Here is a 25,607-nt window from a genome sequence, read left to right as displayed (position 1 = left end):
ATAAGGATTATAGCACCATAAAATTGGTTGATTTGATATTTATATTTCTATAAAACTAATGTTTTATAAAGATTAATATTCTTTTTCAAGAGCATCTTCACCAGCTTTGATAATTTCTTCTGAACTCATGAATCCAGTTCCAGCTGGGATTAAATTCCCTAGAATTACGTTTTCTTTAAGACCCACTAAGTAGTCAATTTGGTTCTTCACAGCAGCGTCAGTTAAGATCTTCTTGGTGTCTTGGAATGAAGCAGCTGATAAGAATGAACCAGTCTTAGCTGGAGCTTCATCTAAACCAAATACTTGGTTGATTGCCACAGCTGGACGTTTGTTAGCCATTAACATCTTAGTTGTTTCTTTTCTAAATTGGTTGATGTCAACAGTTTGACCAACGAAGTAGTTAGAATCACCAACATCAATGATTTGAAGTTTGTTAGTTAATTGACGGATTGTCACTTCGATGTATTTATCAGCAATTTCAATCCCTTGTAAGCGGTATACTTTTTGAACTTCTTCTAAGAAGTATTGTCTTACAGTTTCAATACCAGCAACTCTTAATAATTGTTTGATGTCGATTGAACCTTCGGTTAGTTTTAATCCTGGATATACATCTTGGTTAGGTTCAACACGAATTACAGAATCTAACGGCACACGGTATTCTTCTAGTTCACCAATTTGGTTTTTTACTGAAATAATACGTTCGTATTCGTTAGCACTAATTGATTGAACAACACCTTCGTTTTCAGCAATTTTTGCTAATTCTCATTCTTTAGGAGCAACTACGTCAAAGATTTGTTTTAGACGTTCAAACCCTTGAGTAATGTTACCTTCGTTCGCAGCACCCCCAGTGTGGAACGTTCTCATGGTTAATTGCGTACCAGGTTCACCGATTGATTGTGCAGCGATCACCCCGATTGCTGTTCCGATTTGAACTAAGTCATTTGTTGTTAAGTCATTACCAAAACACTTTTGACATAACCCCTTAACAGATTGACAATAGATTGGTGAACGAATGAATGCTTTGGTTACATTTGCTTTAGCAATTCTTTCAGCAGCTTCACTTGTAATCAATGAATTTGCTTCAACTAAAACTTCACCAGTTTTTTCATCAACGATTGGATCGATTGTATATCTTGTTGCAATTCTTTCAGCTAACGTTTCAACAATACCACCATCTAATGAGTTGTAGATTGATGAAACCACAATACCTTTATTAGTATTACAGTCAGAATCATTAATGATTACTTCTTGTGCAGCATCAACTAGCTTACGAGTCATATAACCTGATTTTGATGTTTTCATCGCAATATCGGTCATACCCTTACGAGCACCGTATGATGAGTTGAAGTATTCATTGATGGTTAAACCTTCAATGAATGAGTGTTTAATTGGAACTTCAATGGTATCACGAATTACTTGAGATTTAATCTTTTGGTCATAGTTATATGACTTAGACATCAATCCCCGCATCCCGAATAATTGGGTAAAGTTTGAAATGTTACCACGAGCACCAGAGTCAGCGATTACAACAATTGAGTTATCTTTGTATTCTGGACGAGTAATGATTTGTTTAATATCACTAGATACGTTGTCCTTAACTTCTGATCATAAACGAATTACACGAGTATAACGTTCATCATCAGTTAATAACCCTTTTTCATACATGCGTTTTAGACGGATAATTTCTAAATCAGCTTCGGTGATATATTTAGATTTATCGTCATATTTAGGAATATCAAATACTGAGATTGTTGTTGAAGATAAGGTTGAGTATTTGAAACCAAATTCTTTAATTTTATCAAGAATTTCAGGAACTTTTGGAAGTGGGAAATTCTTATAAAGAATTTCAATAATCTTAGACAATGTCTTCTTACCAAATGGTTTGTAGATTGGACGTTTTGCTAATTTAGCTTTGAAATCTTCACCTGGTAAAACGATGTTTGAGTCATCTAGATCTAATAAGTTATCACCATCATTTAAGAAGATCATTTCTTCTGGCATGATTGAGTTCATGATCGCCTTACCAACTGTGGTAATTAAAATTCCATCTTTTTTAAATGGTTTTTTAGGCATTGATTTAGTTCTTAAACCAATTAAAGCATGAACTGAAACTTGGTTAGCTTCATGAGCTAAAATTACCTGATCAAAGCTAGTAAAGATCATTCCTTCACCTTTTTGACCACGTTTTTCAGTTGTTAAGTAGTAGTTACCCAACACCATGTCTTGAGTTGGAGTAGCAACCGGCTTACCATCTTTTGGACCTAGAATATGTCATGAAGCTAACATGATTGCTCTAGCTTCTGCAACCGCTTCTTTTGAAATCGGCACGTGAACAGCCATCTGGTCACCGTCGAAGTCGGCGTTGAACGCTGTTGTTACTAATGGGTGTAATCTAATTGCTTTACCATCAACAATCTTAGGTTCAAATGCTTGAATCCCTAGACGGTGTAATGTTGGCGCACGGTTTAATAAAACAGGGCGTTCTTTAATTACTTTATCAACAATTTCCCAAATGCGTTCTGCTTTTTGAGCAATCATTTGTTCAGCAATCTTAATGTTTGGTGCAATTGGTTTGATTTCTTGTCCATCATCATTAAAACGACGAATTAATTCACGAATAATGAATGGTTTGAACAATTTTAAAATCATTGGAGCAGGAATTCCTACTTCATACATTTTTAGTTCTGGACCAATTACAATAACTGAACGACCAGAGTAGTCTACACGCTTACCTAATAAGTTTTGTCTGAATAACCCTTGCTTACCTTTTAAGCGATCAGTTAGTGATTTTAATGGACGTTTGTCCTTAGCTGTAATTGGTTTTTTACGTGATGAGTTGTCAAATAATGCATCAACAACTTCTTGTAACATCCGTTTTTCGTTATTAAGAATAATTGATGGCGCTTTTAGTTCAATAATCTTCTTTAAACGTTCGTTACGGATAATAATTCTACGATAGAAGTTATTAATATCACTTGTAGTAAATCTAGCACCATCTAATTGAATAATTGGACGAGTGTCAGGAGGAGTTACTGGAATTACCTTCAAGATCATATTTGAAGCTTTGATTCCAGATTCTTTTAATCACTTGATGGTTTCTAATCGACGTAAAGCACGTTTAACTTTTTGGTCTTCTTTTTCACCCTTAGTGCTATTTAGTTTTTCTTTAGAATATGCTTTTAATTCTTCATTAATTGCATCATATTCTTTTTGTAGATCAACACCTTCTAATAATTCAAGGATAGCTTCTGCACCAATACCTAGTTTAATACCAGCGTGCGCTTCGATGAATTTTGCCACTTCATCAATTGAGAATGGTAATGTTGATTCTTTCAGTTTGTTGTAATAATCACTCGCTCTACGATAAACGATTGAGTGTTTGTCATTTTGGTGTTTATCTTTAATTTCACGTAAAACTTTACGTAATTTAATTCTTGAAGATTTTGATCCCTTACCTGATAGATCTAATACTTCTTTGAACTTAAAGACAGGGTTTTGTGAATTCCCTGGGTTTAAAACGATGTAGTTTACGAAATAAACTACTTCTTCAACTTCTTTATATGAAACATCTAATACTAATGAAATCTTTGAAGGTGAAGGTAATTCTTTAGTCATCCAGATGTGAGCAACAGGAACGGCTAGATCAATATGACCCATACGTTCTCTTCTTACGATTGCTTCAGTGATTTCTACACCACATTTTTCACAAGTTCGGCCACGGTGTTTGATCTTTTTATACTTACCACAAGCACATTCAAAGTCTTTAACAGGACCAAAAATTGCTTCATCAAATAAACCATCAGTTTCTGGTTTTAATGATTTGTAATTGATCGTTTCTGGTTTTTTAACTTCACCATGAGATCATGAACGCATTTCTTCGGCTGAAGCGATTGAGATTTGTAATCCACGAATGCGTTTTGTTTTATTTTTCTTGTTCAGTTTATCCATAACTTAGTTGATATGTTGTAAATATTAGAAGTTGTCGTCGTTGTAGTCGTCTAAGCTGAAGCTATCAAATTCAGTTTCTTGTGGTTTTGGATCAATGCTTTCGTCTACTACTGAAATGTTGTTGATGTTTTCAATTGAATCATCATCATAAAGAACGTTTAGTGTCATACCTAGACCTTGAAGTTCTTTAGTTAATAGTTTGAATGATTCTGGAACACCAGGCTCTGGAATACTTAAACCTTTAACGATCGCATTGTATGTTAAGTTTCTTCCACGAACGTCATCTGATTTAATTGTTAAAATTTCACGAAGGTTGTGCGCTGCACCATAAGCTTGTAAAGCTCACACTTCCATTTCCCCAAATCTTTGTCCCCCGTTTTGTGACTTACCACCAAGTGGTTGTTGGGTGATCTTAGAATAAGGACCAACCGCACGAGCGTGAATCTTATCATCAACCATGTGGTCAAGTTTTAACATATACATGATTCCCACTGAAATTGGTTTTTCAAATGCTTCACCTGTTCTTCCGTCGATTAGTTTGAATTTACCTTCAGTTTTTTCTGGATCAATACCAGCTTCGGTCATGATGTCTTTTAGATCATCCATATTCACACCTTCAAAGACAGGTGTTGCTGTTTTGAATGCTAAATCATCGTAATTTAAACCAATTTGTTTTAATACGATGTCAATATCAATGGTCTTCACACGTTTTTGTGCATCTTTTAATGTTGTCACATTAATTGAAGCCATGTGTTCTTTTAGACACTTAATTAAGCTAGCAGTTTTTGATTTTTCTAAACCATAAATTTTGTGTAGTTCATTAGCTAAATCATCATTAAAACAAGCTTCTACAAGTTGTTTTTTAGCTAACTCTCTAGCAGCATAACCTAAGTGTAATTCAAAGATTTGACCGATGTTCATACGGCTTGGCACCCCTAATGGGTTTAGTAAGATGTCAAGTGGAGTTCCGTCTTCTAAGTGCGGCATATCTTCTTGTGGCACGATCTTAGAAATAATCCCTTTGTTACCGTGACGACCAGCTACTTTATCACCAATTTGGATCTTACGTTTTTGAACAACATAAACCTTAATTAGTTCTAATACATCATCATCTAATTCATCACCGTTAGCAATACTAAAGCGCTTAATACCAGCAACAATTCCATCACCACCGTTTGGAACTTTTAATGAAGATTCACGAACTGGACGTGTTTTTTCATTAAAGATCATTTGAATTAATTTTTCTTCTGGACTTAATTCAACTTGACCTTTTGGTGAGATTTTACCAACTAAGATATCACCTTCTTTAACTTCAGCACCCACCATGATCACACCTTCTTCATCTAGGTAGCGTTTAGCGTTTTCTGAAACGTTTGGAATATCTCTGGTAATTTCTTCATCACCGTTTTTAGTTCTTAAACATTGAATTACGTATTCATCAATATTAATTGATGTATATACATCTTCTTTGAATAAACGGTCAGAAATAATCACGGCGTCTTCGTAGTTATAACCACTTCAAGTTGTGAATCCAACTAGAACGTTTTGACCTAATGCGATTTCTCCGTTCTTCATACTTGGACCATCAGCAATTGCTTGGTTAGCGACTACTCTTTCGCCCACACTAACAATTGGTGATTGGTTATAACATGTGTTCTTATTTGACTTAACAAACTTTAATAGTTTGTAAGTTGCTAATTTACCATCATCTTCTTTGATGATAATCTTGCTAGCATCAACATAAGAAACCACCCCAGGGTTTTTAGCTACCACTAACATTCCTGAGTCTTGAGCAATCTTATATTCAACACCAGTTCCTACTAATGGTGAATATGGTTTTAATAATGGCGTAGCTTGACGTTGCATGTTCGCACCCATTAATGCCCGTGAAGAGTCATCGTTTTCTAAAAACGGAATTAATGAAGCAGCTACTGACACTACTTGTTTAGGTGATACGTCAATATAATCTACTTGAGTTGGAGCATAAAGATCTTGTGATGAACGGTAACGTCCAATAATCTTTTCATTTTGGATCGTTCCATCTTTATTAACATCCATATAAGAAGAAGCTTCAGCAATAATGTATTCATCTTCTCTTAATGCTGTTAAGTGTTCAACTTTATCTGTAATCTTACCGTTTTCAACTTTTAAGTATGGTGTCATTAAAAAACCATTCTTATCAATAGTTGCATAGAACGCTAATGACATAATCAACCCAATGTTCATACCTTCTGGTGTTTCAATTGGACAGATTCTTCCATAGTGAGAATAATGCACGTCACGGATGTCTAGGTTAGGGTCTTCTCTTGAAATCCCACCAGGACCCATCGCTGAAATTCTTCTCTTATTAGTTAATTCTGATAACGGGTTTTGTTGATCTAAGAATTGTGTTAATTGGTGTGTATTAAAGAAGTCTTTAATCACAATTTGGAATGGTTTTGGATTAATTACTGACTTAACAGTTAATTCAGTATTCTTTTCAGGAGGTAGATCGTTTGCATCTGCATCTGGATCAATTACTTTATTATTACCGTCTGCGATTTGAAGTTTATCTTTGATGTATTTTTCAATTCGCATCATTCCAGTTTGGATCTTAGATTTTAATAATTCATTAATCAGTTTTAAGCGCTTATTACCTAAGTGATCAATGTCATCGTATGAACCAATGTTGTGTGGTAAATTTACGATGTATGAAATGATTGAAATTAAGTCGGCTAATGTTAATGTTTCGATAGAATCGTTTGAACCATCAATACCGATAATTTGCGTAGTCTCATCCCTTAAATCGTTATTAATGTAAATATCAACTTCTTCGTATGTGTTGTTATCGCAGAACTTGTTGTTTAAATCAGGGTTTACAAATTCAATGTTGTGAAGGATCTTTAAGCGTTTTTCTTTAGATAATTTTTTGAACAAATCAATTTGTTCTTTTAACATTAAAGTTCCTTGTTTTAGAACGATATTACCATCAAGATCAACAATATCTTGAGCTAATGTTCTTTGGTATAAACGTTCAGAAATTCTTAACTTACGAACAAATTTGTGTCTTCCAGCTGATGATAGATCATAACGCTTCTTTTGGAAGAAGTGTTGTAATAAAATTGATTGGTAAGAAATTTCTTCTTTTTGCACAACGTTATCAAGACTTCTTGTTGAAATTGAAAGTTCTTGAATTACGTGTTTAGCTGCTTTTTCACAAACTAATTTTCTTAATACAACACCAATGTGAGTATCTAATGATTCAATCTTAACAGGGTTAGGATCACCAGCATTAATTAAATCTTGTTTTTCTTGATTTAGTTTGTATCAATCTAAAACTAAATTCTTTCATTTTTGATCAATTGGTAAAGATTTAACCTTAGTGATGCGATCGGTTTCAACATCACGAATTAATTGAGCAACATCTGATTCGTTTAGAATTTGTTTTTCGTTATAGAATTCAGATTCTAATGATTTAACAATGTAATCATTGTTTTTGAAAATCTTTCTGATTTCAACTTCACTTAAACCAAATGCTTTTAATAACGTAGTGATTGAAAACACCTTCGCACTTTCACCACCAACATCTCTTACTACTGCTTGAACAAAATCTTTGTTTTCAGCAATATAGAACAACATTAATGTCCCTTTTGATGGGAACACTTCACAAATATAACCTTCTTGGTTTCTCTTTCTTGAGTTAGATAGTTTTACTTGTGACTTATTTAAGATATAAGCACCTGGTGATCTTACGATTTGAGCAACAACGAATTTTTCAATCCCGTTAACGATAAAAGCTCCGTTTTCTGTCATCAACGGAATGTTTGAGAAGAAAATCCCTTCAGCGTTTGCTTTACCTGCTTTTTTATTTATTTTTTTAACAGTCCCAGTTTGGTGGTTAATTAATGACAGGTTTACATATAAGCTAGCTTCGTAAGTTTTTGATTCAGCACTAGCTTCTTCTTTGGTTCTTTCTGGTTCTAGAATTTTCATTCCATGGAACTCAACAGAATATTTTCCGTTAGGTGATTTTATCGGGAAATATGAACCAATAATCTCTTCTAATTCCTTATCAAGGAATTGTTTATAAGCGTTAACTTGGATACCTGGTAAATTTCCAGGGTTATAATTGTTATGAACTTTTGAATAGTCTCTTCTGACTACTCGGGGTGAATACTCAGTAATACGATAAGGTGAGTTTTTTTTCACAAATTGGCTCCTGATTTAACAATTAGATTACTGTATAGTATTATATAAATAAGGAATAATCTAAAAGCAATATAAAATAATATCATAAAATAAAAATTTTTGAGTAAAAAGTTTAATTTTATGATATAAGCACACAACTATGACAAACAATATTGACTTATCAAAAATTGATAGTTTTGAACTAATCAGACCAAACGCAAAGCACAAAATCGTGTATTTACACGGTTTTAGTTCTAATTACAAAGTTAAGAAAAAATTATGAGAATACTACGATAATTGCAGCTTTTATGCAGTTAATATGCCAGGGCATGGGAATAGTAAATTTAGCAGCCCTGAAGAATTAAGTATTCCGTATTATGCAGAAGTAATTAAAGCATATTTTGAAAAGCACGATCTAAGAGATGTGATCTTAATTGGCCATTCAATGGGTGGTGGATTAACTTCAATTATGAACCACCAAATTCCAGAACGACTTAAATTAAGTATTCTAGAAGCACCAGCAAATAGAGCCATTCTTGGAAACTGTAAAACAATTGATCTATTATGTCCAAAGGGTCCAGAAGATATGAAAGAATTATTTTATTCTTTATACTTCGATCCTGAAAAAGAATTCAGAGGTCAAATTGATAAAGTGGCAGCTGATGAATATAAACAATTAAAAAATCACTTTGAAACATTAAAACCAATGTTATCAGTTAATGTTCTAGAAGACATGAGCAGAATGAGCGATCTTGGTTATCAATCAGCAACAAAACCAATGTTGATTATTTTTGGTGATACTGACAAAATGGTGCCAACAAATGAATCAATTCAACACATCTCATCACTTAATAAAAATATTAAATTCGAGATCATTAAAAACTCAGGTCATGTGCCATTTTATGAACACACAAATGAGTTCTTAGATATTACTACTAAATTTATTAAGAGTGTTGATCCAACTTTTGAAAAATAATTAAAAAACTACGATAAAAATGAATAAAAAAATGATTTCTTATTTTTTGTAAGAAATCATTTTTACTAGTTCATCAGCGTCTTTTTTAGTTCCTAAAATCTTAACTGCTTCAATTGCGAAATCAAAGACGTGACCTGTTGCTTTTGCTGTGATGAAGTTGTCTGAATGAAGGATATTTGATTTGTTATCAAAATTAGCACCTAAAGCTTCTTTGTGTTCATCGTTGGCTGCAACTTTTTTAGTTCCTAATAGATCTAAGTTTTTAAGAACAATTGGTGATTGGTTGATTGCTAAGATAAATCTTGAACTGCGATTTTCCTTATCATTAAATTTAGTTAAATAATGAATTAATTTAGGATCATCACCAAACCGTTTAGAACCCTGACCACCTGGAAGATAAATCGCATTATATTGCATCAAGTTTGATTTATCAATGGTTAAACCACATTTGATTGAAGTCCCTTGTGCTAAGGTTACACTGTTCTTTTTTTCTATTGAAATATAATCAACAATAAACTTAGCTCTTCTTCATAAATCTGTTGGAACAATCAGTTCTAAATCATCAACTTCCGTAGCTACAATAGCCGCAATTCTAATCTGTCTTTTAATATTTTTTTTCATCTTTAGATAAGCACGAATTACCTAATGTCTTGTGTATTAGGTTGTTTTGTTTATACAAACACTATTAAAATTTTAACATTTATAAAAATATATAAATATATAAAATCATTTATTAATTTAAAATTGTTATTATGTATGCTTTTAAACGTTTTCTAACAAAGACCAAAGTCAGAATGGTGCAACAATTCAAAGTTGCCAATACAAAACGATTATCAATGATTAAATACCCAATCCTGGTTTTGGTTGGTTTTTTAATTCTTTTAATTGTTTTTTTATTAAGAGATTATTTTGAACATCAAGTTGGAATTGGCACCCAAAAAGGTGAAGGGTTCTTACAAATTAATGTTACTACCAATCCAGGAGTTGGGTTTTCATTATTAAAAGAAAGTAGTGTTTGACCTTACTTATTGCAAGGTGCATTAGTTATTATTTTTTTAATCACATTCTTATTTACAGCCAACAAAACATTATTGGTATTATTACCTTTAATTTTATTTGGTGGTTTATCAAATGTAATTGATCGAGCAATCCCAATCAAGGTTGGTTCAACGTTAGAATATAATTCTGTATTAGATTATTTCCAATTTCTAGGAACATCAGCGATCTTTAATTTTGCTGATATTTGTATTGTTGGTGGATTTGTTTTAATCTTCTTGATGATGATATTTGAATTCTTTGTTGATTTCAAAAAAGAAAAAAATAAGAAGTCATTGAATAAGCAAATCAATGGTTGAAAAGATCTTGATGCAACTCAAAGAGAAGGTTGAGATAAGTTTGAAAACAACAAATGTGTTTTTTGTAATTACCAACTAATGATTAAAGAACAAAAGAACATTATTTGTTCAAACGAATCATGTAGTTATATTAGATTAATCGATCAAGCTAAACCAATAAATGTTGAGAATTCTATTAACTGTGTAATATGTAATCATGAACTAATTAGAAAGGTTGATGATAAGGGGTTTGAATTCTTAGCTTGTTCAAGATTTAATGAAGGTTGTTATTTTACAAAAAAAGCTAATTTTAACGATAAAAACGATGATTTTATTAAAAAAGTTAATCATCAATCACCAACAGAAAACAACAATTTGTCACAACAAAAAACACCTGATTTAGATAACAAAAAAACTGATCAAAATAATCAAGAAACTAAAAGCGAAACTACTAACTAAAAACAGTTAATTAATCAATCGAATTAAAACAATAATTAATTAACTTTATTAATCTGATAAGCACACAAAATATTCATGCCTAAGCATAAGTTTATAAATGAAGATCACGAAAAGATTCGTCTGGATGTTTTCTTAACTTACCGTTTAAATCTTTCAAGAAATAAAACTTCTTATTTAATTGTTAATGATCTAGTAAAAGTTAATAACAAACTAATTAATAAGAATAACTTTGTTCTAAAAATTTCAGATGTAATTGATGTTGAATACGATGAAAGCGTATTCAACAAAACCAAAGAAGAAATCTTACCTTTTAAGAAAGAATTAAACATTGTTTATGAAGATGATGATCTAATCATTGTTAATAAACCGACCAACATGTTGTCACACCCAACAACTCATAATGAACCTGATACCTTATTAAATTGTTTGATGTATCACAATAATAACAATAAGGTTTATTTAGCCCACCGTCTAGATAAAGACACCACAGGTTTAATTGTGGCTACTAAAAACTTTAAAGCTCTAGAAAAAATCCAAGCCCAGATTTCTAAAAGAACAATGAAGCGTTATTATTTAGCCATCGTTCATTATCCATTTAATGAACTACATGCAACAATTAACGCTCCAATTGGTTATTTAAAAGATCATGATTTAAAATTTGGTGTTGAAAACACTAAGAACCCAAAAGATGCAATTACCAAGTTTTATGTGATTAATCAAAACAAGAAGTATGCTTTGATTAAATGTGAATTATTAACAGGTAGAACACACCAAATCAGAGTTCATATGGACTTTATTAAACACAACATTGTTAATGATCCATTATATGGAATTAAAGGCGAACAAAGAACTGATTACAAGCAGTTCTTGCATGCTTATCAATTAGAACTAACTCATCCAACAAAGAACATCCCATTGTTCTTTGAAGTTCAACCTGATGAAGTGTTTATGAAAAAACTATTTGATGTGCATTTAGATTTACACCAAGAATTAAAGGAATTATTTAATTAGTTATGAAAAAACATTGCTTATTTATTGATACTTGTTTAGATAAGATTAATATCGCTTTATTTGACGATGAAAAAGAAGAAATCTTTAATTTCAATTCAATTGAAATTAACAAGAATTTAGTTGATATTGTTGTTGAAAAAATTGATGATTTCTTAAAACAAAATAAGGTCAAGAAAAAAGCAATTAAAAAGTTGTATATCACAACTGGTCCTGGATCATTTAGTGGTGTTAGAGTTGGAACAAATATTGCTAAAACTTGAAAAACCGTTGAACCAAATTTAGAAGTATACACAATTTCTTCGTTAAAATTACAAGTTCCTTATGGTGATGGTATATCTTGTATTGATGCCAAATCAAGCAAACAATACGTAAGTGTTTATCGTGATAATATCGGTTGCATTCAGATGCTTAGTGATGAAGATTATGAATGTATGTGTAAAAAAAATACCGACCTTTCGTTGTTTAAAAACTACAAAAATGTCGATATTTTTGAAAATCTAATTACTAATATTTCTAATTTTGAATTAACTGAATTAGAAGATATTAAACCGATCTATTTAAAAGATCCGTTGTAATTAAATATCTCTGGCAAGTTGTTCTTTGATGTTAGTTATTAATTGTTCTTCTGATAAGTTAGAACCAGCTTTTGTTGTAATATCAAAGATCGCTTTATTAATAATAGCTGAAATAGTTAATGATTTGCTATCGTTGTTAATGAATGCAATTGAGTTTTTACTTGGTTCTTTTTCTAATTTAGCTTTGAAGTCAAGTCAGTCTTTTAATGAAGCTGCTGCACCTTTGTTTAAATAAATTTGAGATCAATCAGGATCTTTAATGTTTGCGTATAATGAATTTTCTTCGAAGAATTTATTAACTTTTGTTTCTTGTCCTTCGATTTCTTTATTTAATTTATCTAATGCTTCTTTTGATAGAGCTTTCTTAGAAGTAATATCGTAAGCAGATTTACTGTTTAATACTTTTGAAATTGATTGATTGTTGTAAATAGATGATTCATCATGAATAATTGTGTCATCATTGAACAATCATTCTAAGAATTTAATTGTTTGTTTATCACGCTCAGCAGAAGTTTTAACACCAACAAGAGATGATCCACCGATTAAGAAAGTATTTCTTTCTTTTTGATCTTTTTCGTATCTTGTTAATTGGTTTTTTCAAAGAACATCTTTTTGACTAGCAAATTTCTTTTGAACGTTTGTTACATCTTCTTCAGTTAGAGCTTCATTTGCTTTTTTACCAAAAGTATTAATTGAGAATGGAGAAATAACTGATTGGTTTCAACCTACATGTGGAGCAATAGCAAATGCTGTGTCATAAGTTCTGATGTCTCATGATGCTCAGTCGTTAGTTCCACCTTGGCTGAAATAAATTGATTTAAGTCATTGATCATCACTTAAATCTTGTTTTGCATATGAATCTTTAAAGAATTTGAAAGATTGTTTAATAATATTTTGATTTTGTTCTTTTTCAAGATTTGTGTAATCTAATTCATTTTTACCATCTTCAACTTTGTAGTTTCATAGTCAACTTTCTTTAGTGTTACCTAATTTAGATCATAGGTATTTTTTATAAGTGCTTGGACCGTAATCTAACATGAAAATTTTTAAATCACGTTGTTGGCCTGAAACTGTTTTTTCTGATTTAACTTTTAATCCTTCTGTGATTTTTTTAGCAAAGTCAAACATTGATTCTAAGTTTTCAAAAGTGCTATCATCTACTGTAACACCTTTAAAAACATTATTTTCTTTAACTTCTAAGTTAAATCATTTTTTGTTCTTAATAGATTCATAACTTTCGGGATTAAAACTTTCTATCTTAAGTTCTTTATAAATATTAGAATCTTCTTTAACTTCTCCACCACCATCTTTTACAAATTTAAATAATAAATTCATTAAAGGTTTGTTAAATACTAAACTATCTACTGTTGTTAGGTTGAATGGAATTGCGTATACTTTTGTAGTTACAGATTCATCTGAACCTGCGATTTTGTTAAATTCATTAAAAATAGTGCTATCAAAGTAGTTAGCATTAATAATTTGACTACCACTGATGTCTAATAAACTTTCAACTCTTTGTAATTGGTAAGCAGAATTTAAGTCAGCTAATAAAATGTTAGGAATATCATTTGACTTAGCTTGGATCTTAGTTAACACATTGCTAGTTAATTGTGTTTCAGATGCAGCTTTTGTTTCTTCACTTTGTTGTAAAACTACTTCAAAATTGTTAGTCGGATCTTTCTTGAAGAACTCATTATTATATGATTCAACCAATGAACTTAATGCGTGCATTAATGGATAAAATCTGTTTTGAGCTGTTTGAATAACAATTTTGTTACCAAACCCACTAGTATCTCCAACTTTATTATCAGGGTCTCCACCATAAATTGGTCTTGATGGTGAGCCAGCATGTGCACAAGATGATAGAACCATCGTCCCAGCAAAACCTAAAGCCATTAACGAACTAATAAAACTCTTTCTAGTTTTTTTTAGCATTTTTTCTTTTTTTATATTTCCTCAAATTATTTTTAATAACTATTACATCTCAAACGAGATATAAAGCCTATTTTTATTTATAAAAAAAATAATTATTTATTAACTAAAAAAGCATTAAAAAAATATAATTTAATCTGATAAAAATTTCAAAGATGACAAATTACAAGGAATTAAGAAAATTAGCAATCATTAGAATCATTGTTTCACTACTAATCTACATTAGTTTTTTTGTTGGTTTAATAATGACAGTTCTTGGGGTAAAATACTATTTAGATTTCAAACAAGCCCCAGATGATCGAGCATTAAAAAAACTAGCTCATTACTTAATGGATCCAGGAGTAATGATCTTAGTATTCTTTGTTGGTTTATTAATTTATTACATTTATTTAGTTAAATATAAGCTTAAAAAAGTTATTAGTTCAGATGATAAGTTATCAGAAGAACAAAAAAACCAATTGTATTTTACAAGTGGTTTTATTCACTTACCATATATCTTAAATGATATTCACTTCTTTAATATGGTCAGTTCTTATAAAGAATAAATATTTTTTTAAATTCTTTACTTTTTAATAGGATTGTGTATAATATATATGCATAGTTCGTTGAGAACTGTGTTATATAAATTCATTAATAACAAATAAATCAATCTATCTTAAGACAATGGTATTCCTCACCATTGTCTTTTTGTTTGCTATAGAACAAAAATAAGGGTGTTAAATAAATTAATCCCCTTATTTTTGTTTTGTTTGCATTTAATGCTTTTAAGACAAAATGATAAAATCAAATCAATATATACCATTTAAAGGGTTTTATGAATAAATCATTTAATGAAATATTAAAAGAAGCTTTTATAAGATATTTAAACACAAGCCCAAGATCAAACGAAAAATTAAAAATTCTTCATGGCTTTGTAGCTAAAACTATTTTTGAAAAACTTGGTAATGACTATCAAATAGATTCAATAAATCTTGATGGTGGTAAAGAAAAAGTTATATTTGGAAGCTATATGCCTAAAAAGGTTGATATAACTATTTCTAAAATTATTGATAACGAATTAACTCCTATAGCTGGGATTGCTATCAAATTTATTATGAGTAACTATTTTCAAAATTCAAATAATTATTTTGAGAATATGTTAGGCGAAACATCTAACATTAGAAAAGCTGGTATTCCTTATTTCCAAATGTTAATTATCGATCATTTTTTACCTTATTTTGAACAATCTAAACATATTTCAAAGTGAGAAGAAATCACTTCTGATAAATTGTTAAAATATAAAATTCTTTCGTTTGAAGATATTAAAACAAACCTTTTTATTCCTAACAAAACTTTTTTGCAAATCATAAATAAGAAATTTAAAAACTATGACATTAAAGATTTAATGAATTGTAATGATTTAAATGAATATAAAGATTTTTGTTTAAATAACGAATTTGTTTTTGAAAATCATGAGTTAAACAATTTTAATTATGGAAACTCAATGATTTTAAATGATTATGATAAATTTATTGACTTTATTGTTGATACAGTAAAATCAAATCTGAGTTATAAATAATAATTTAAATAGTTAGATAAATCTTTTGTATTAAACGTGTAATATCCACCTGCTTTGTATTTACCTAGCATAGTAATGTAATCAATAAAATTTTGATTACATATTATTTTTTTAATTTTTTGTTCTTGTGAATTATTATCTATCATTAAATATAATCCAGAATAAACTAACTCACCTTCTTTTGTCTTTTTAATTTTTATAGATTTTAAATCTTTTATTGTTGTGTTTATACAAATTTTTGCATAATTTTTATCTTTAATAGCTTGGGTTCTTCCATAAACCCATCATAAATCTTTATTTTCAAGATCTCTATTTTTAAGTGCTTTCTTATTTTTTAATAAATAATCTTTTATTTTTTCAGGAATATCATTAAAAGTAATTGGTAAAAAATTATCATCATACAAAAATAAAGTTTTTGTTTGTTTTAGCGTTGATGCTTTAATAATTTTCAATGTATATTTGCTATCTGGTAAATTATCGTTGATTAAAACTTTATCGCATAAAGTAGCAACACCATTTTTAGCCTTAATTTTTTGAGGTTTTTTATTATTGATAATTTCCTTTAATGATTTCAAGTTTTTGATAGATTTACTAAAATATCAAAAATTATTTATTACAAAATCATCATATGAAAGTCTAGTTGGATTATTAAATCCGCATTCATAATAATCAATTGTTGATTGTTTATTAGCGCTATCTAACAATAAAACTGTTGAATAAGTTGTAATTTTATCAAATAATTGCTGGTGTTTAAAATTAATAACTTTTGTAAGAAGTTTTTCTTTAACAATATAATCCCTAGCAGTTTCGCTAGCTTTACTATTAAAGATCGAACTAGGATTGATGTAACATAATTTACCATCTTTTTTTAACATTTTTAATCCTATTTCATAAAATGCTAAAAATAGATCTGTCATTCCTTTGTTACAAAATTTGAAACTAGATAAATTTTCTACAGTATTATGGATCCTTACATAAGGAGGATTTCCAATAACTAAATCAAATTTATTTTCATATTTTTTATAAACTTTTAAGGTATTTGCGTTTTCAATATTTCATTTGATCTTAGGTAAATTAAATTCTTTTTCAATAACTTTCAATTTTACCAAGCACATTTTATAAGCTGTTTGGTCAAGTTCAATTCCAGCAACATTTTCTTCTAAAACTTTTTTAATGTTTTTTGGTTTTGCTTTGATTATTTGCTTAACTATTTCACAAATAAACGCTCCATCACCACATGCATTGTCAATAACTTTAAGTTTAGTAATATCTTTAATATCACTAAACTTAATCATTTCTTTTACAATTCAATTTGGCGTGAAAACTTGCCCTTTTTCCTTACTCATAAACCTATTTTATCCACATTTTTATTTTCTTAATAATTTATAAGATTTCAACTACTTAACTATAATAAACTAAATATTTTTTATATCTAAAAATTTTAAGATTATTAATAACTATTTAACTATATATTAACTAACTGGCAGAATAAATAAAAAAACACCAGCTAAATGTTTAGTTGGTGTTTTTAAGTTTTTAAATTATTGAATTACTTTAAATACTTATTATTTAATGATATTCAATAATGGAGCGGGTGATGGGAATCGAACCCACATTAACAGCTTGGAAGGCTGCAGTTCTACCATTGAACTACACCCGCAAAAACTGGTGCCCAAAGCCGGACTTGAACCGGCACGGTATCGCTACCCCAGGATTTTAAGTCCTGTACGTCTACCATTCCGTCACTTGGGCATAAATGGTGACCCACCCGAGGATCGAACTCGGGACCCTTTGATTAAAAGTCAAATGCTCTACCGCTGAGCTAGTGAGTCATAATGGCTGGAATGGATGGGATCGAACCATCGCATGATAGAGTCAAAGTCTATTGCCTTTCCGCTTGGCTACATTCCAATACTGGTGGGCAGGGACGGATTCGAACCGCCGAAACCAAAAGGTGTCTGATTTACAGTCAGAAGCGTTTAGCCACTTCGCTACCTACCCATCTTTAACCCATAAAATTATAACACAATTATTAAAAAATGTTAGATAATTTTATAAGTTATTTTTAATTAAAGTGTAATTTTCTTAATTGTTACCTTGTAAGGATGTTCAATTCCTCTTACTTCAGCTGATTCACCTTCTTTGTGATCCATGATTGCTTTAGCTAGTGGAGATTCGTGAGAAATCTTATTGTTTGCTGGATCACTTTCAATCGGACCAACAATTTCATAAGTGAAATCACACTTTTCAATGTGGTCATAAATCGTTACCTTAGAACCAACAATTACTTTCTTTTCTCTAGTATCAGATTCTTTGATGATCTCATAAGAATTTAAAATATCTTGAATTTCTTTAATTCGACCTTCGATTTCTGATTGACTAGCTTTAGCTGCATCATAGTCAGCGTTTTCAGATAAGTCACCTTGTTCTCTAGCTTCTTGAATTAAACGGATAATTTCAGGACGTTTAACATCAACTAAGTGTCTTAATTCAGCTTGAATTTTAGCTAGACCTTCTTGGGTTAATAAGTGTTTATTCGATTTTGACATAACTATTATTTAACTATTTCTTTGTATATTCCATGGTTCTAGTTTTAGCTGCCATGTATTCATTATATTCACGTTCTCTGTCGGCTGGATTTGCACCTTGGGCTAACGCTTTTCAATCCTGACCAGGATCATATTTAGGAAAGCTCATTGTTTGATTAGATGATGCATCATAAAATTCTTTGGTTACTGATGCATAATCTGGTTTGTTGTAATTAAATTGTGGACCTGCTTGTTGTGCTCACGGATTTGGTTGAGCTTGTTGTTTAGCTTCTTTTTTCTGTTTGATTTGTTTTTTATTCTTAGCTGATTTAGCAATTAATTTAATGATAAATCTTAATAAGAAGTAAGTAATAACAGCCGAAATAATACTAAATAACAATCCAATTAATAATGGAATAGCAAAGCCAAACAACCCTACTTTAACACTTGGATTATTTCCAACAATATTTGAAGAATATAATCAATCTCTAACTTTATCAGATGTTCCAAATAACGAACCACTATCTGGTAAAGTTGTTGCATACTTTTCGTATGTTGATTGTCCTCATTCTCATCTCGTATTAGGTTTAAATCATCCTAATGCTTGATCTGAAAAAAAGCTATTTCAAATATTTATTGGGTTTGTTTTCTTATCAAATCATAAGAAAGCATAAAAGATGTATATAAAGAGGATTAAAAGGATTAAGAACGCTATAAAACCTAATAAACCCCATAAGAATCGGTGTCTTTTTTTAGAAGCCATATTATTAAGTTAATACAAATATTATATACGATTATATTAATCCATTGATTATTTTAATGATAAATTTTAATGGTTAATTTTGTGGAATTTAATCAAAAGCTTTTATTTATAAATAAATAAAAAAGTCAGCTTAATTAAGCTGACTGATGATTAATTTAAGCTGTAATAAGTCTTAGTTTTAATTATCTTAAATAACGCATTAATCTGATTACATAAATTAGTAAAGTAAACAGATTATAAAACAAGACAAATGCTGTATATAGGATGAAATTGCTTGTTAATTGTTTGTTATTATCACTTAGTTCTAGTTGTTGTAAAACTGCTCTTGTTTGTTGTGAAGTTAAGATTAAACTGATTACTGAAATGATTAAACCAACAATGTTGATTACTAAGAATCAGATATTGAATTGTTGTTTGTTGAATGCAAAGATATAAACAAATTGCATAATCACAATCATGATTAGTGACACGATTGAGATGATAAACAAGAACTTTCTTAGATTAAAAGCAGTCTTGTTTGACATATAATAACCACTAATTGCAGCCGTGATATAAACTCCAGATACGATTACTAATGCTGATAGCACTTCTGTAAAATTAAAGCCATCAACATAAAGACTACCTGATGTTAAGATTCCAGCTAATCCATAAGTTAATAACAACCAGATGATTGAAAAATTAATCGTCATCGTTGTTTTTGATGAAGTAGGTCTGATTAATCACATCGCAAAGAATGCAAAGATAAAACCAACCAACAAACTGATTGCAGAACTGATTAATAAGCGGAATGAAATTGTCGGATTAGCAATTAAGTTTTTATTAATATAAAAACTAATGCCTAGTGCTATCACAAAGCTTAATAAGAAAGCTAATCCAGCATAAAAATGAGCTTTAAAGAATGCTTTTTTAACAAACTGTTCTTGTTGAGAAAGATAAAAGTTGTTAGCAAAGCCAATTGATTGTTTCATAACTAAGTGTTAATAAAAAATATACTTTATATTATACCTTTTAACTATTAATTAATTTAATATTCAAGGATAAAATTAATTGGTTTTTGTTGATCTAAACGTTTAATTCCATCTAAGTTTTTTAATTGGATTAAAAAACTATATCCAGCCACACTCGCATTTGATTGATTGATCAGATTGCTGATTGCTTCTACTGTTCCAGCTGTTGCTAATAGATCGTCAATAATCATCACTTTAGCATCTTTTGGGATGGCGTCTTGGTGGATTTCAACAACATTGTTTTTGCCATATTCTAGATCATAAGAAGCACTGAAAGTTTTTCTTGGTAACTTATTTTTCTTACGCACTAAAACAAATGGTAGTTTTAATTTATTAGCCACAGGCACCCCAAATAAGAACCCTCTAGCTTCTGGCGAAGCAATCATTGTTGCTCCTGCTTTTTTAGCACTTTGTGCCATTATTTCGATCACTTGATCTAATAATTCTGGTTGTAAAAAGATTGGTGTAATGTCATAAAATAAAACACCAGGTTTAGGAAAATTATCTACTGTAAGAATTGTTTTTTTTAATTCACTAATCAGTTTGTCGTTCATATTAACTATTAATTATTAGTTTGTTCATCTTGATCGTGATAAACAACTTTATTGGCTTTTTTAAAGAAGTTGATGTCTTGAACTAATTGTTCATCAATTAAATCTAAATTCTTTTCTTCTTTCTTAGTTTTAATTGATACCTTAGATCAATAAATTGCATTGGTTTTTGATTTTTGGATCATTAATAAACCAATTAATGGGTTTAGTAAGAAGATTGAAGCAATGTTGATTAAGATGATGTTAATTAAGCTAAATACACCTAGATATGCTAATGTTGGATTGAATTGATCATTTAAGTTTTGACCATTACCACCATAATTTAATCCATAGAAGATGAAATAAGCAATTGTTGCAACTAATGTTGAGTATAGATAGAAATCTCAATTAGCTACTGTGGTATTATTAACAATCGTTTTAACCGATTTGGTTTTATAAATTTCTTTCAGATTGAAATAAGTATATAAATTAGTCACACCAAACACGAAGTTAGCCATCGCATAAATATAACTAAATAAGCTAATCAACAAGAAGATATAACCAAAGTTATTGCTAATTCAGTTTTTGGTTAATAATAATGTTCCTAGAATGATGCTAAAACTAATGATCACATGAACAACATAACCAATAACAACAATTCATTGGTATCTTAATAAGAAATAAACTAAACCAATTAAGCTGGTTGATCCTAAACTAATTAAGATCGTATTTAGTGATCCGTATAAGTTATCTGTGTTGTTAAATAATGTTCTAGAATTATAAGCTTGGTATAACCCAAAAGCACCTAAAATAATTAATCCGATGAATAAGAATAATGCAGCTAGTGATTTCTTATTCATTACTTCGTATTTATATTGTTTTGAGAAGGTTTTTTCTACCTGTTCATCAATTGAGCTAACAAGATCATTGAATTCCATGGCATCTTTTGATAAGTTACCTGAAATTTTATTTAAGTTGATGTAGGTTTTTTTGTATAAATACAGTTTAGGTGAGAAGTTATTAATTGCGTTAAAGATTTTAACTAATAATACCGTTAATCCGTAGTTAAATAAGAAACCAATTAAACTTGAAACAATTAATAAGATCCCGATTGATTGTGATTCATAACTTGATAAGTATGACATGAACAAGCCAATTACCAAGATAATTAAATGCACATCAACGGCTTTTAAGAAGGTTTGGTTATGCGTGTTCTTCCACGACTCTAAGAGTGATATCTTATTTGAAACATTCCGTCTGAAGTGTAGGTTGATAAATGCTTGAACTAAGAAGTTAAAGATGATCACACCAATTCAACCTGTGATGCTGAATAGATCAACAAAACCGTTGAATTTTGAATAAATAAAGAAGGTTAAGATGCTTGATAATAAGAAACCAAAAACACCAAATAGTCCTTGAATTTTGAAACTAATGATTAGTAATAAACTAATTAATAATAAGATAATGCCAACAGCTAAGAATCCTGATTGGTATTGGTTGAAATTAGTAAATGTTTTATTAATTAATGGATCATTTAGTTTTGATGTTTCACCAACAATCACAAAGCGTTGTTGTTCATCATTTTGTTTAATTAGTGTTTCTAAACTATTAGCATCATTAAATGTTAAATCTTCGTATTTATTACCAATAGTTAAACGTTTAGTTAATCTTAATGTCCCATTACCATTGTGATTAATTGTTACATTAGTTGGGAATAAGTTGGTTAATTGTTCAGTTTGATTACCTGATGTATCAGTTGTTCTTACTTCATATAAAATGAAGTGAGAAAATAAACCACTAAAGTCAGTTTTTGAACTTCTTGATTCTCTCGTTGCTTCTGGAGTGGTTATTTCTTCTGGTTTAGTTTGTTTACTATCAGTTGGAGCTGCTTTATATGCTTTTGGTTGAGCATAAATGTAATATAAATGATTTAGTTGAATATCATTAGCAGATCTGAATGGTGTAACTAAGTTTTTATTATTAACATTAGCTTCAAAACCATCTCGACCATGTAAAAAACTTCATAATGATTTTTCTTGATCATTTAGTGAGAATCATTCATTAGAGTTTCAAGTAACTTTAAAGATTTGTCTTACGTAATTTAAAGCACCAACTTTATCATTTCATAAAACTAAGTTTCTATTACCTAGCGTATCTGCAGTGTTATTAGTTGCAAATAACGGGTTAGTTGATCCTTCTACACTACCTTGACCATTAGATTTTTTATAGTCAGAGTTTTCAGGAATAATGCTGTCAAAGTATTTTAATTGTTGGTTGTTATTGTTATTTGTTCTTGGTGGTGTTTGGTTATTTTCAGATGGTTTATCTGTTGTTTCTTCTTTGTTTTCAGAATTGTTTGCACCATCTTGATTTTGGGTGCTGTTGGTTGTTTCGTTGTTAGTTGATGGTTGGTTTTGTTCGTTATTAGGTGTTGGATTGTTTTGATTCTCAGTGTTGTTAGTTTGATTATTATCAGTGCTATTGTTTTGATTATTATCAGTAGCTTGAATGAAGTTTTCGTTATTCTTTAATTTAACTTCAATTGTTAATGCTGAACTTGGACTAGAAGCAGACGGTCTAGTCACTTGGATTGAATTTTTAATAAAATCAGCATTATCTAAAACAACATAACCATCGGTTGTTTCTAAACTTAAATTGTATTGGTTATTAAGGGTTGTTTGAATGTTTCTAAATAATCTTTGACGATAAAAACGATCTCTTTCGTTCGGATTTTGTTTGATCGTGCGATTAGTTGAAATCTGTAATGCAGGTAATTTTTGATTATCATTTAATCAAGAAGCATCAACCTTTAAATTTTCAGGTAATTCAGCATTATCAACGTAAGAAACGTTAATTTCAGAAAACCCTAATGCATGTAATTTATTACTATATTGGTTTGCTAGTGTTGTTCAAGATTCATTACTAATTAATTGTGTATTTTCTTGATTTCTTGGCTTTGAAAAATCTAGCGTTTCATTTAATGAAGCCTGTCAAGAACTGTTGTTTTGACTATTTTGTTTTACTTGTTTATATGGTGAAAAATATATGGTGGTGCTAACATCACCATCATAAAATCGTCCTTGTGGTTGGATTGATCCAATCTCAACACTTCCCACAACAATTCCTACGATTGCTAAAACCGTCAGAATAATAATTAATAAACTTTTTAATAGATAGTCAAAAGATAGCTTCATAACTGGTAAATTATAACATTTTGATTTTTTTAACTAAGGAATCAAACAACTGTTCAACATTAATAATATTAGATGAAAACTCAGGGTGATATTGACATCCAATAAAGAATGGATGATCTTTTAATTCAATTGTTTCAACTAAGTTTTTTTCTTGATAGATTCCTGAAATAATGAAGTTATTGTCATTAAACTTATCAATAAAATCATTATTAAATTCATAACGATGACGGTGTCTGCGATAAACTTGGTTAGAATTATAGATCTGTTTGATTAAACTGTTATCTTTAAAATTAATTAAATAATCACCTAATCTTAAACTACCACCAAGGTTTTTGTTATCTGCATCCATAATTTTAAAAATTGGATGTTTGGTTTTAGCATCAAATTCAGCAGAATTAGCATCACTCATCTTTAAGACATTTCTAGCATACTCAACACAAGCTAGTTGCATTCCCAAACAAATTCCCAAGAACGGGATTTTGTTTGTTCTTGCTGCTGTAATAAATTTAATCTTACCTTCAACCCCACGGTTACCAAATCCACCTGCCACAATCATTCCATCGTATTGTTTGGCTACATTATTAACTTCATCAAGATTGGCTTCATCATATTGCGAAGCTTCTAGTCAATCAATTGTTAAATTAACACCATTATGATGAGCAGCTAAATTGATTGATTCAATTAAAGAAATGTATGCATCTTTGAACTTCGTATATTTACCAATAATCGCAATTTTTTTAGCAACATTTGCTTGGTTATTAATCTTAGAAACAAGATCATCTCAAGCGTCTAATTTTTGGTTAGTATTAATACTTAAATTTAGTTTATTTGCAATACGTTCATGAATCTTCTGATTGTATAAATAATGCGGTAAAAAGTAGATATTTTTTAAATCAATTGAACTAAAAATACAGTTCTTATTTAAGTATGTTGAGTTGGCAATTTTATTTAAAATATTTTGATCAAATTCTTCTTTAGAACGCACGACTAAAAAGTCAGCATTAATACCTAAATTATTTAGTTCTTTTAACGAGTGTTGTAATGGTTTTGTTTTTAGTTCACTATTGGTTAAACTAATGATTGGCACAACATGAATAAACGAAGTATCATTCTCATCATTTTCATGAATAATTTGTTTAATTGCTTCAATGAATGGTAATGATTCTAAATCACCAACTGTTCCACCGATCTCACAAAATACGATGTCAAATTCGTTATTATTTGAAGCATCATAGATGCGTGATTTAATCTCATTAGTTACATGTGGAATTAATTGAACGGTTTTACCTAAATATTCGCCTTTTCTTTCTTTGTTAATAATATTTAGATAAATCTTACCTGATGTAATTGAAGATTTTTCAGATAAATTCTGCACTAAAAAACGTTCATAATAACCTAGATCTAAGTCAGTTTCAGCACCATCAGATGTCACGAACACTTCGCCATGTTCGTATGGTGACATCGTGCCAGAATCCACATTTAGGTATGGATCTAGTTTTAAAATATTAATTTTAAAACCTAGATGTTTAAAAATACTTGCCAATGAAGCAATAAATAATCCCTTACCAACAGAAGAATAAACTCCTCCTGATACAAATACATACTTAGTTTTCTTCATATTTTCT

17 protein-coding genes and 5 tRNA genes are annotated in these 25,607 nt (G+C 30.0%); 6 read left to right on the top strand and 16 right to left on the bottom strand.

All coding sequences use genetic code 4. The features are described 5' to 3' along the window. Positions 1-72: 72 nt before the first annotated feature. Positions 73-3,948 (bottom strand): DNA-directed RNA polymerase subunit beta', encoded by a 3,876-nt coding sequence (gene rpoC / locus JJE79_RS00985; RefSeq protein WP_222926630.1) that lies wholly within the window; start codon positions 3,946-3,948, stop codon positions 73-75. A gap of 24 nt (positions 3,949-3,972) precedes the next feature. Then, complete coding sequence (locus JJE79_RS00980; protein ID WP_222926629.1) at positions 3,973-8,136, bottom strand: DNA-directed RNA polymerase subunit beta; 4,164 nt, start codon at positions 8,134-8,136, stop codon at positions 3,973-3,975. A gap of 139 nt (positions 8,137-8,275) precedes the next feature. On the opposite strand from JJE79_RS00980, the gene JJE79_RS00975 reads away from it, so the two are divergent. Then, on the top strand, positions 8,276-9,091 hold the full coding sequence (locus tag JJE79_RS00975) for an alpha/beta fold hydrolase (protein ID WP_222926628.1): 816 nt from the start codon (positions 8,276-8,278) through the stop codon (positions 9,089-9,091). Between the two features lie 39 nt (positions 9,092-9,130). Here the strand turns inward: JJE79_RS00975 and JJE79_RS00970 are convergent, their stop codons facing one another. Continuing rightward, positions 9,131-9,712, bottom strand: coding sequence for a DJ-1/PfpI family protein (locus tag JJE79_RS00970; protein ID WP_222926627.1), 582 nt, complete (start codon positions 9,710-9,712; stop codon positions 9,131-9,133). 173 nt (positions 9,713-9,885) lie between these two features. Here JJE79_RS00970 and JJE79_RS00965 point away from each other — a divergent pair, with 173 nt between their 5' ends. From JJE79_RS00965 to tsaB, 3 genes are all read left to right on the top strand, one after another. Further along, the gene (locus tag JJE79_RS00965) at positions 9,886-10,884 is read left to right on the top strand and encodes a signal peptidase II (RefSeq protein WP_255565855.1); all 999 of its coding nucleotides are present in this window, start codon (positions 9,886-9,888) and stop codon (positions 10,882-10,884) included. A gap of 75 nt (positions 10,885-10,959) precedes the next feature. Beyond that, positions 10,960-11,895 carry an RluA family pseudouridine synthase gene (locus tag JJE79_RS00960; RefSeq protein ID WP_222926625.1) on the top strand — a complete coding sequence of 312 codons (936 nt, stop codon included), beginning with the start codon at positions 10,960-10,962 and terminating at the stop codon, positions 11,893-11,895. Positions 11,896-11,897: 2 nt separating this feature from the next. Further along, a complete protein-coding gene (tsaB, locus tag JJE79_RS00955; RefSeq protein WP_222926624.1) occupies positions 11,898-12,470 on the top strand; it encodes a tRNA (adenosine(37)-N6)-threonylcarbamoyltransferase complex dimerization subunit type 1 TsaB in 573 nt (190 codons plus the stop codon). Here tsaB and JJE79_RS00950 read toward each other — a convergent pair whose 3' ends face one another. Further along, complete coding sequence (locus JJE79_RS00950) at positions 12,471-14,405, bottom strand: P68 family surface lipoprotein (RefSeq protein WP_222926623.1); 1,935 nt, start codon at positions 14,403-14,405, stop codon at positions 12,471-12,473. A gap of 152 nt (positions 14,406-14,557) precedes the next feature. Here JJE79_RS00950 and JJE79_RS00945 point away from each other — a divergent pair, with 152 nt between their 5' ends. Together JJE79_RS00945 and JJE79_RS00940 are read left to right on the top strand one after the other, a co-directional pair. Beyond that, positions 14,558-14,947, top strand: a complete 390-nt coding sequence (locus JJE79_RS00945; RefSeq protein ID WP_222926622.1) for a hypothetical protein — start codon at positions 14,558-14,560, stop codon at positions 14,945-14,947. Between the two features lie 269 nt (positions 14,948-15,216). Next, the gene (locus JJE79_RS00940) at positions 15,217-15,960 is read left to right on the top strand and encodes a hypothetical protein (protein WP_222926621.1); all 744 of its coding nucleotides are present in this window, start codon (positions 15,217-15,219) and stop codon (positions 15,958-15,960) included. On the opposite strand, the gene JJE79_RS00935 is transcribed toward JJE79_RS00940, so the two are convergent. The 12 genes from JJE79_RS00935 to JJE79_RS00880 form a co-directional block, all read right to left on the bottom strand. Next, on the bottom strand, positions 15,951-17,306 hold the full coding sequence (locus JJE79_RS00935; RefSeq protein ID WP_222926620.1) for a class I SAM-dependent DNA methyltransferase: 1,356 nt from the start codon (positions 17,304-17,306) through the stop codon (positions 15,951-15,953). The genes JJE79_RS00940 and JJE79_RS00935 overlap by 10 nt on opposite strands. A gap of 240 nt (positions 17,307-17,546) precedes the next feature. Next, positions 17,547-17,620 (bottom strand) — tRNA-Gly (locus JJE79_RS00930). Between the two features lie 6 nt (positions 17,621-17,626). Next, positions 17,627-17,712: transfer RNA gene (locus JJE79_RS00925), tRNA-Leu, on the bottom strand. Positions 17,713-17,717: 5 nt separating this feature from the next. Beyond that, positions 17,718-17,792, bottom strand: a tRNA-Lys gene (locus JJE79_RS00920). Positions 17,793-17,796: 4 nt separating this feature from the next. After that, positions 17,797-17,871: transfer RNA gene (locus JJE79_RS00915), tRNA-Gln, on the bottom strand. A 4-nt stretch (positions 17,872-17,875) separates the two neighbouring features. Further along, positions 17,876-17,961, bottom strand: a tRNA-Tyr gene (locus JJE79_RS00910). Positions 17,962-18,029: 68 nt separating this feature from the next. Continuing rightward, a complete protein-coding gene (greA, locus tag JJE79_RS00905; RefSeq protein WP_222926619.1) occupies positions 18,030-18,509 on the bottom strand; it encodes a transcription elongation factor GreA in 480 nt (159 codons plus the stop codon). A 13-nt stretch (positions 18,510-18,522) separates the two neighbouring features. Further along, the gene (locus tag JJE79_RS00900; protein ID WP_222926618.1) at positions 18,523-19,251 is read right to left on the bottom strand and encodes an MG319/MPN454 family protein; all 729 of its coding nucleotides are present in this window, start codon (positions 19,249-19,251) and stop codon (positions 18,523-18,525) included. A 182-nt stretch (positions 19,252-19,433) separates the two neighbouring features. Continuing rightward, positions 19,434-20,219: a hypothetical protein gene (locus tag JJE79_RS00895; protein ID WP_222926617.1), complete on the bottom strand. Its 786-nt coding sequence runs from the start codon at positions 20,217-20,219 to the stop codon at positions 19,434-19,436. 56 nt (positions 20,220-20,275) lie between these two features. Continuing rightward, positions 20,276-20,812, bottom strand: a complete 537-nt coding sequence (locus tag JJE79_RS00890) for an adenine phosphoribosyltransferase (protein ID WP_222926616.1) — start codon at positions 20,810-20,812, stop codon at positions 20,276-20,278. 8 nt (positions 20,813-20,820) lie between these two features. Beyond that, the gene (locus JJE79_RS00885; protein ID WP_222926615.1) at positions 20,821-23,982 is read right to left on the bottom strand and encodes a hypothetical protein; all 3,162 of its coding nucleotides are present in this window, start codon (positions 23,980-23,982) and stop codon (positions 20,821-20,823) included. A gap of 10 nt (positions 23,983-23,992) precedes the next feature. Beyond that, on the bottom strand, positions 23,993-25,600 hold the full coding sequence (locus tag JJE79_RS00880; protein WP_222926614.1) for a CTP synthase: 1,608 nt from the start codon (positions 25,598-25,600) through the stop codon (positions 23,993-23,995). Between the last annotated feature and the right edge of the window lie 7 nt (positions 25,601-25,607).

The organism is Mycoplasma sp. E35C (assembly GCF_019873825.1).
Taxonomy (GTDB): domain Bacteria; phylum Bacillota_I; class Bacilli_A; order Mycoplasmatales; family Mycoplasmoidaceae; genus Mycoplasmoides.
This window is presented reverse-complemented; position numbering and strand designations above follow the sequence as displayed.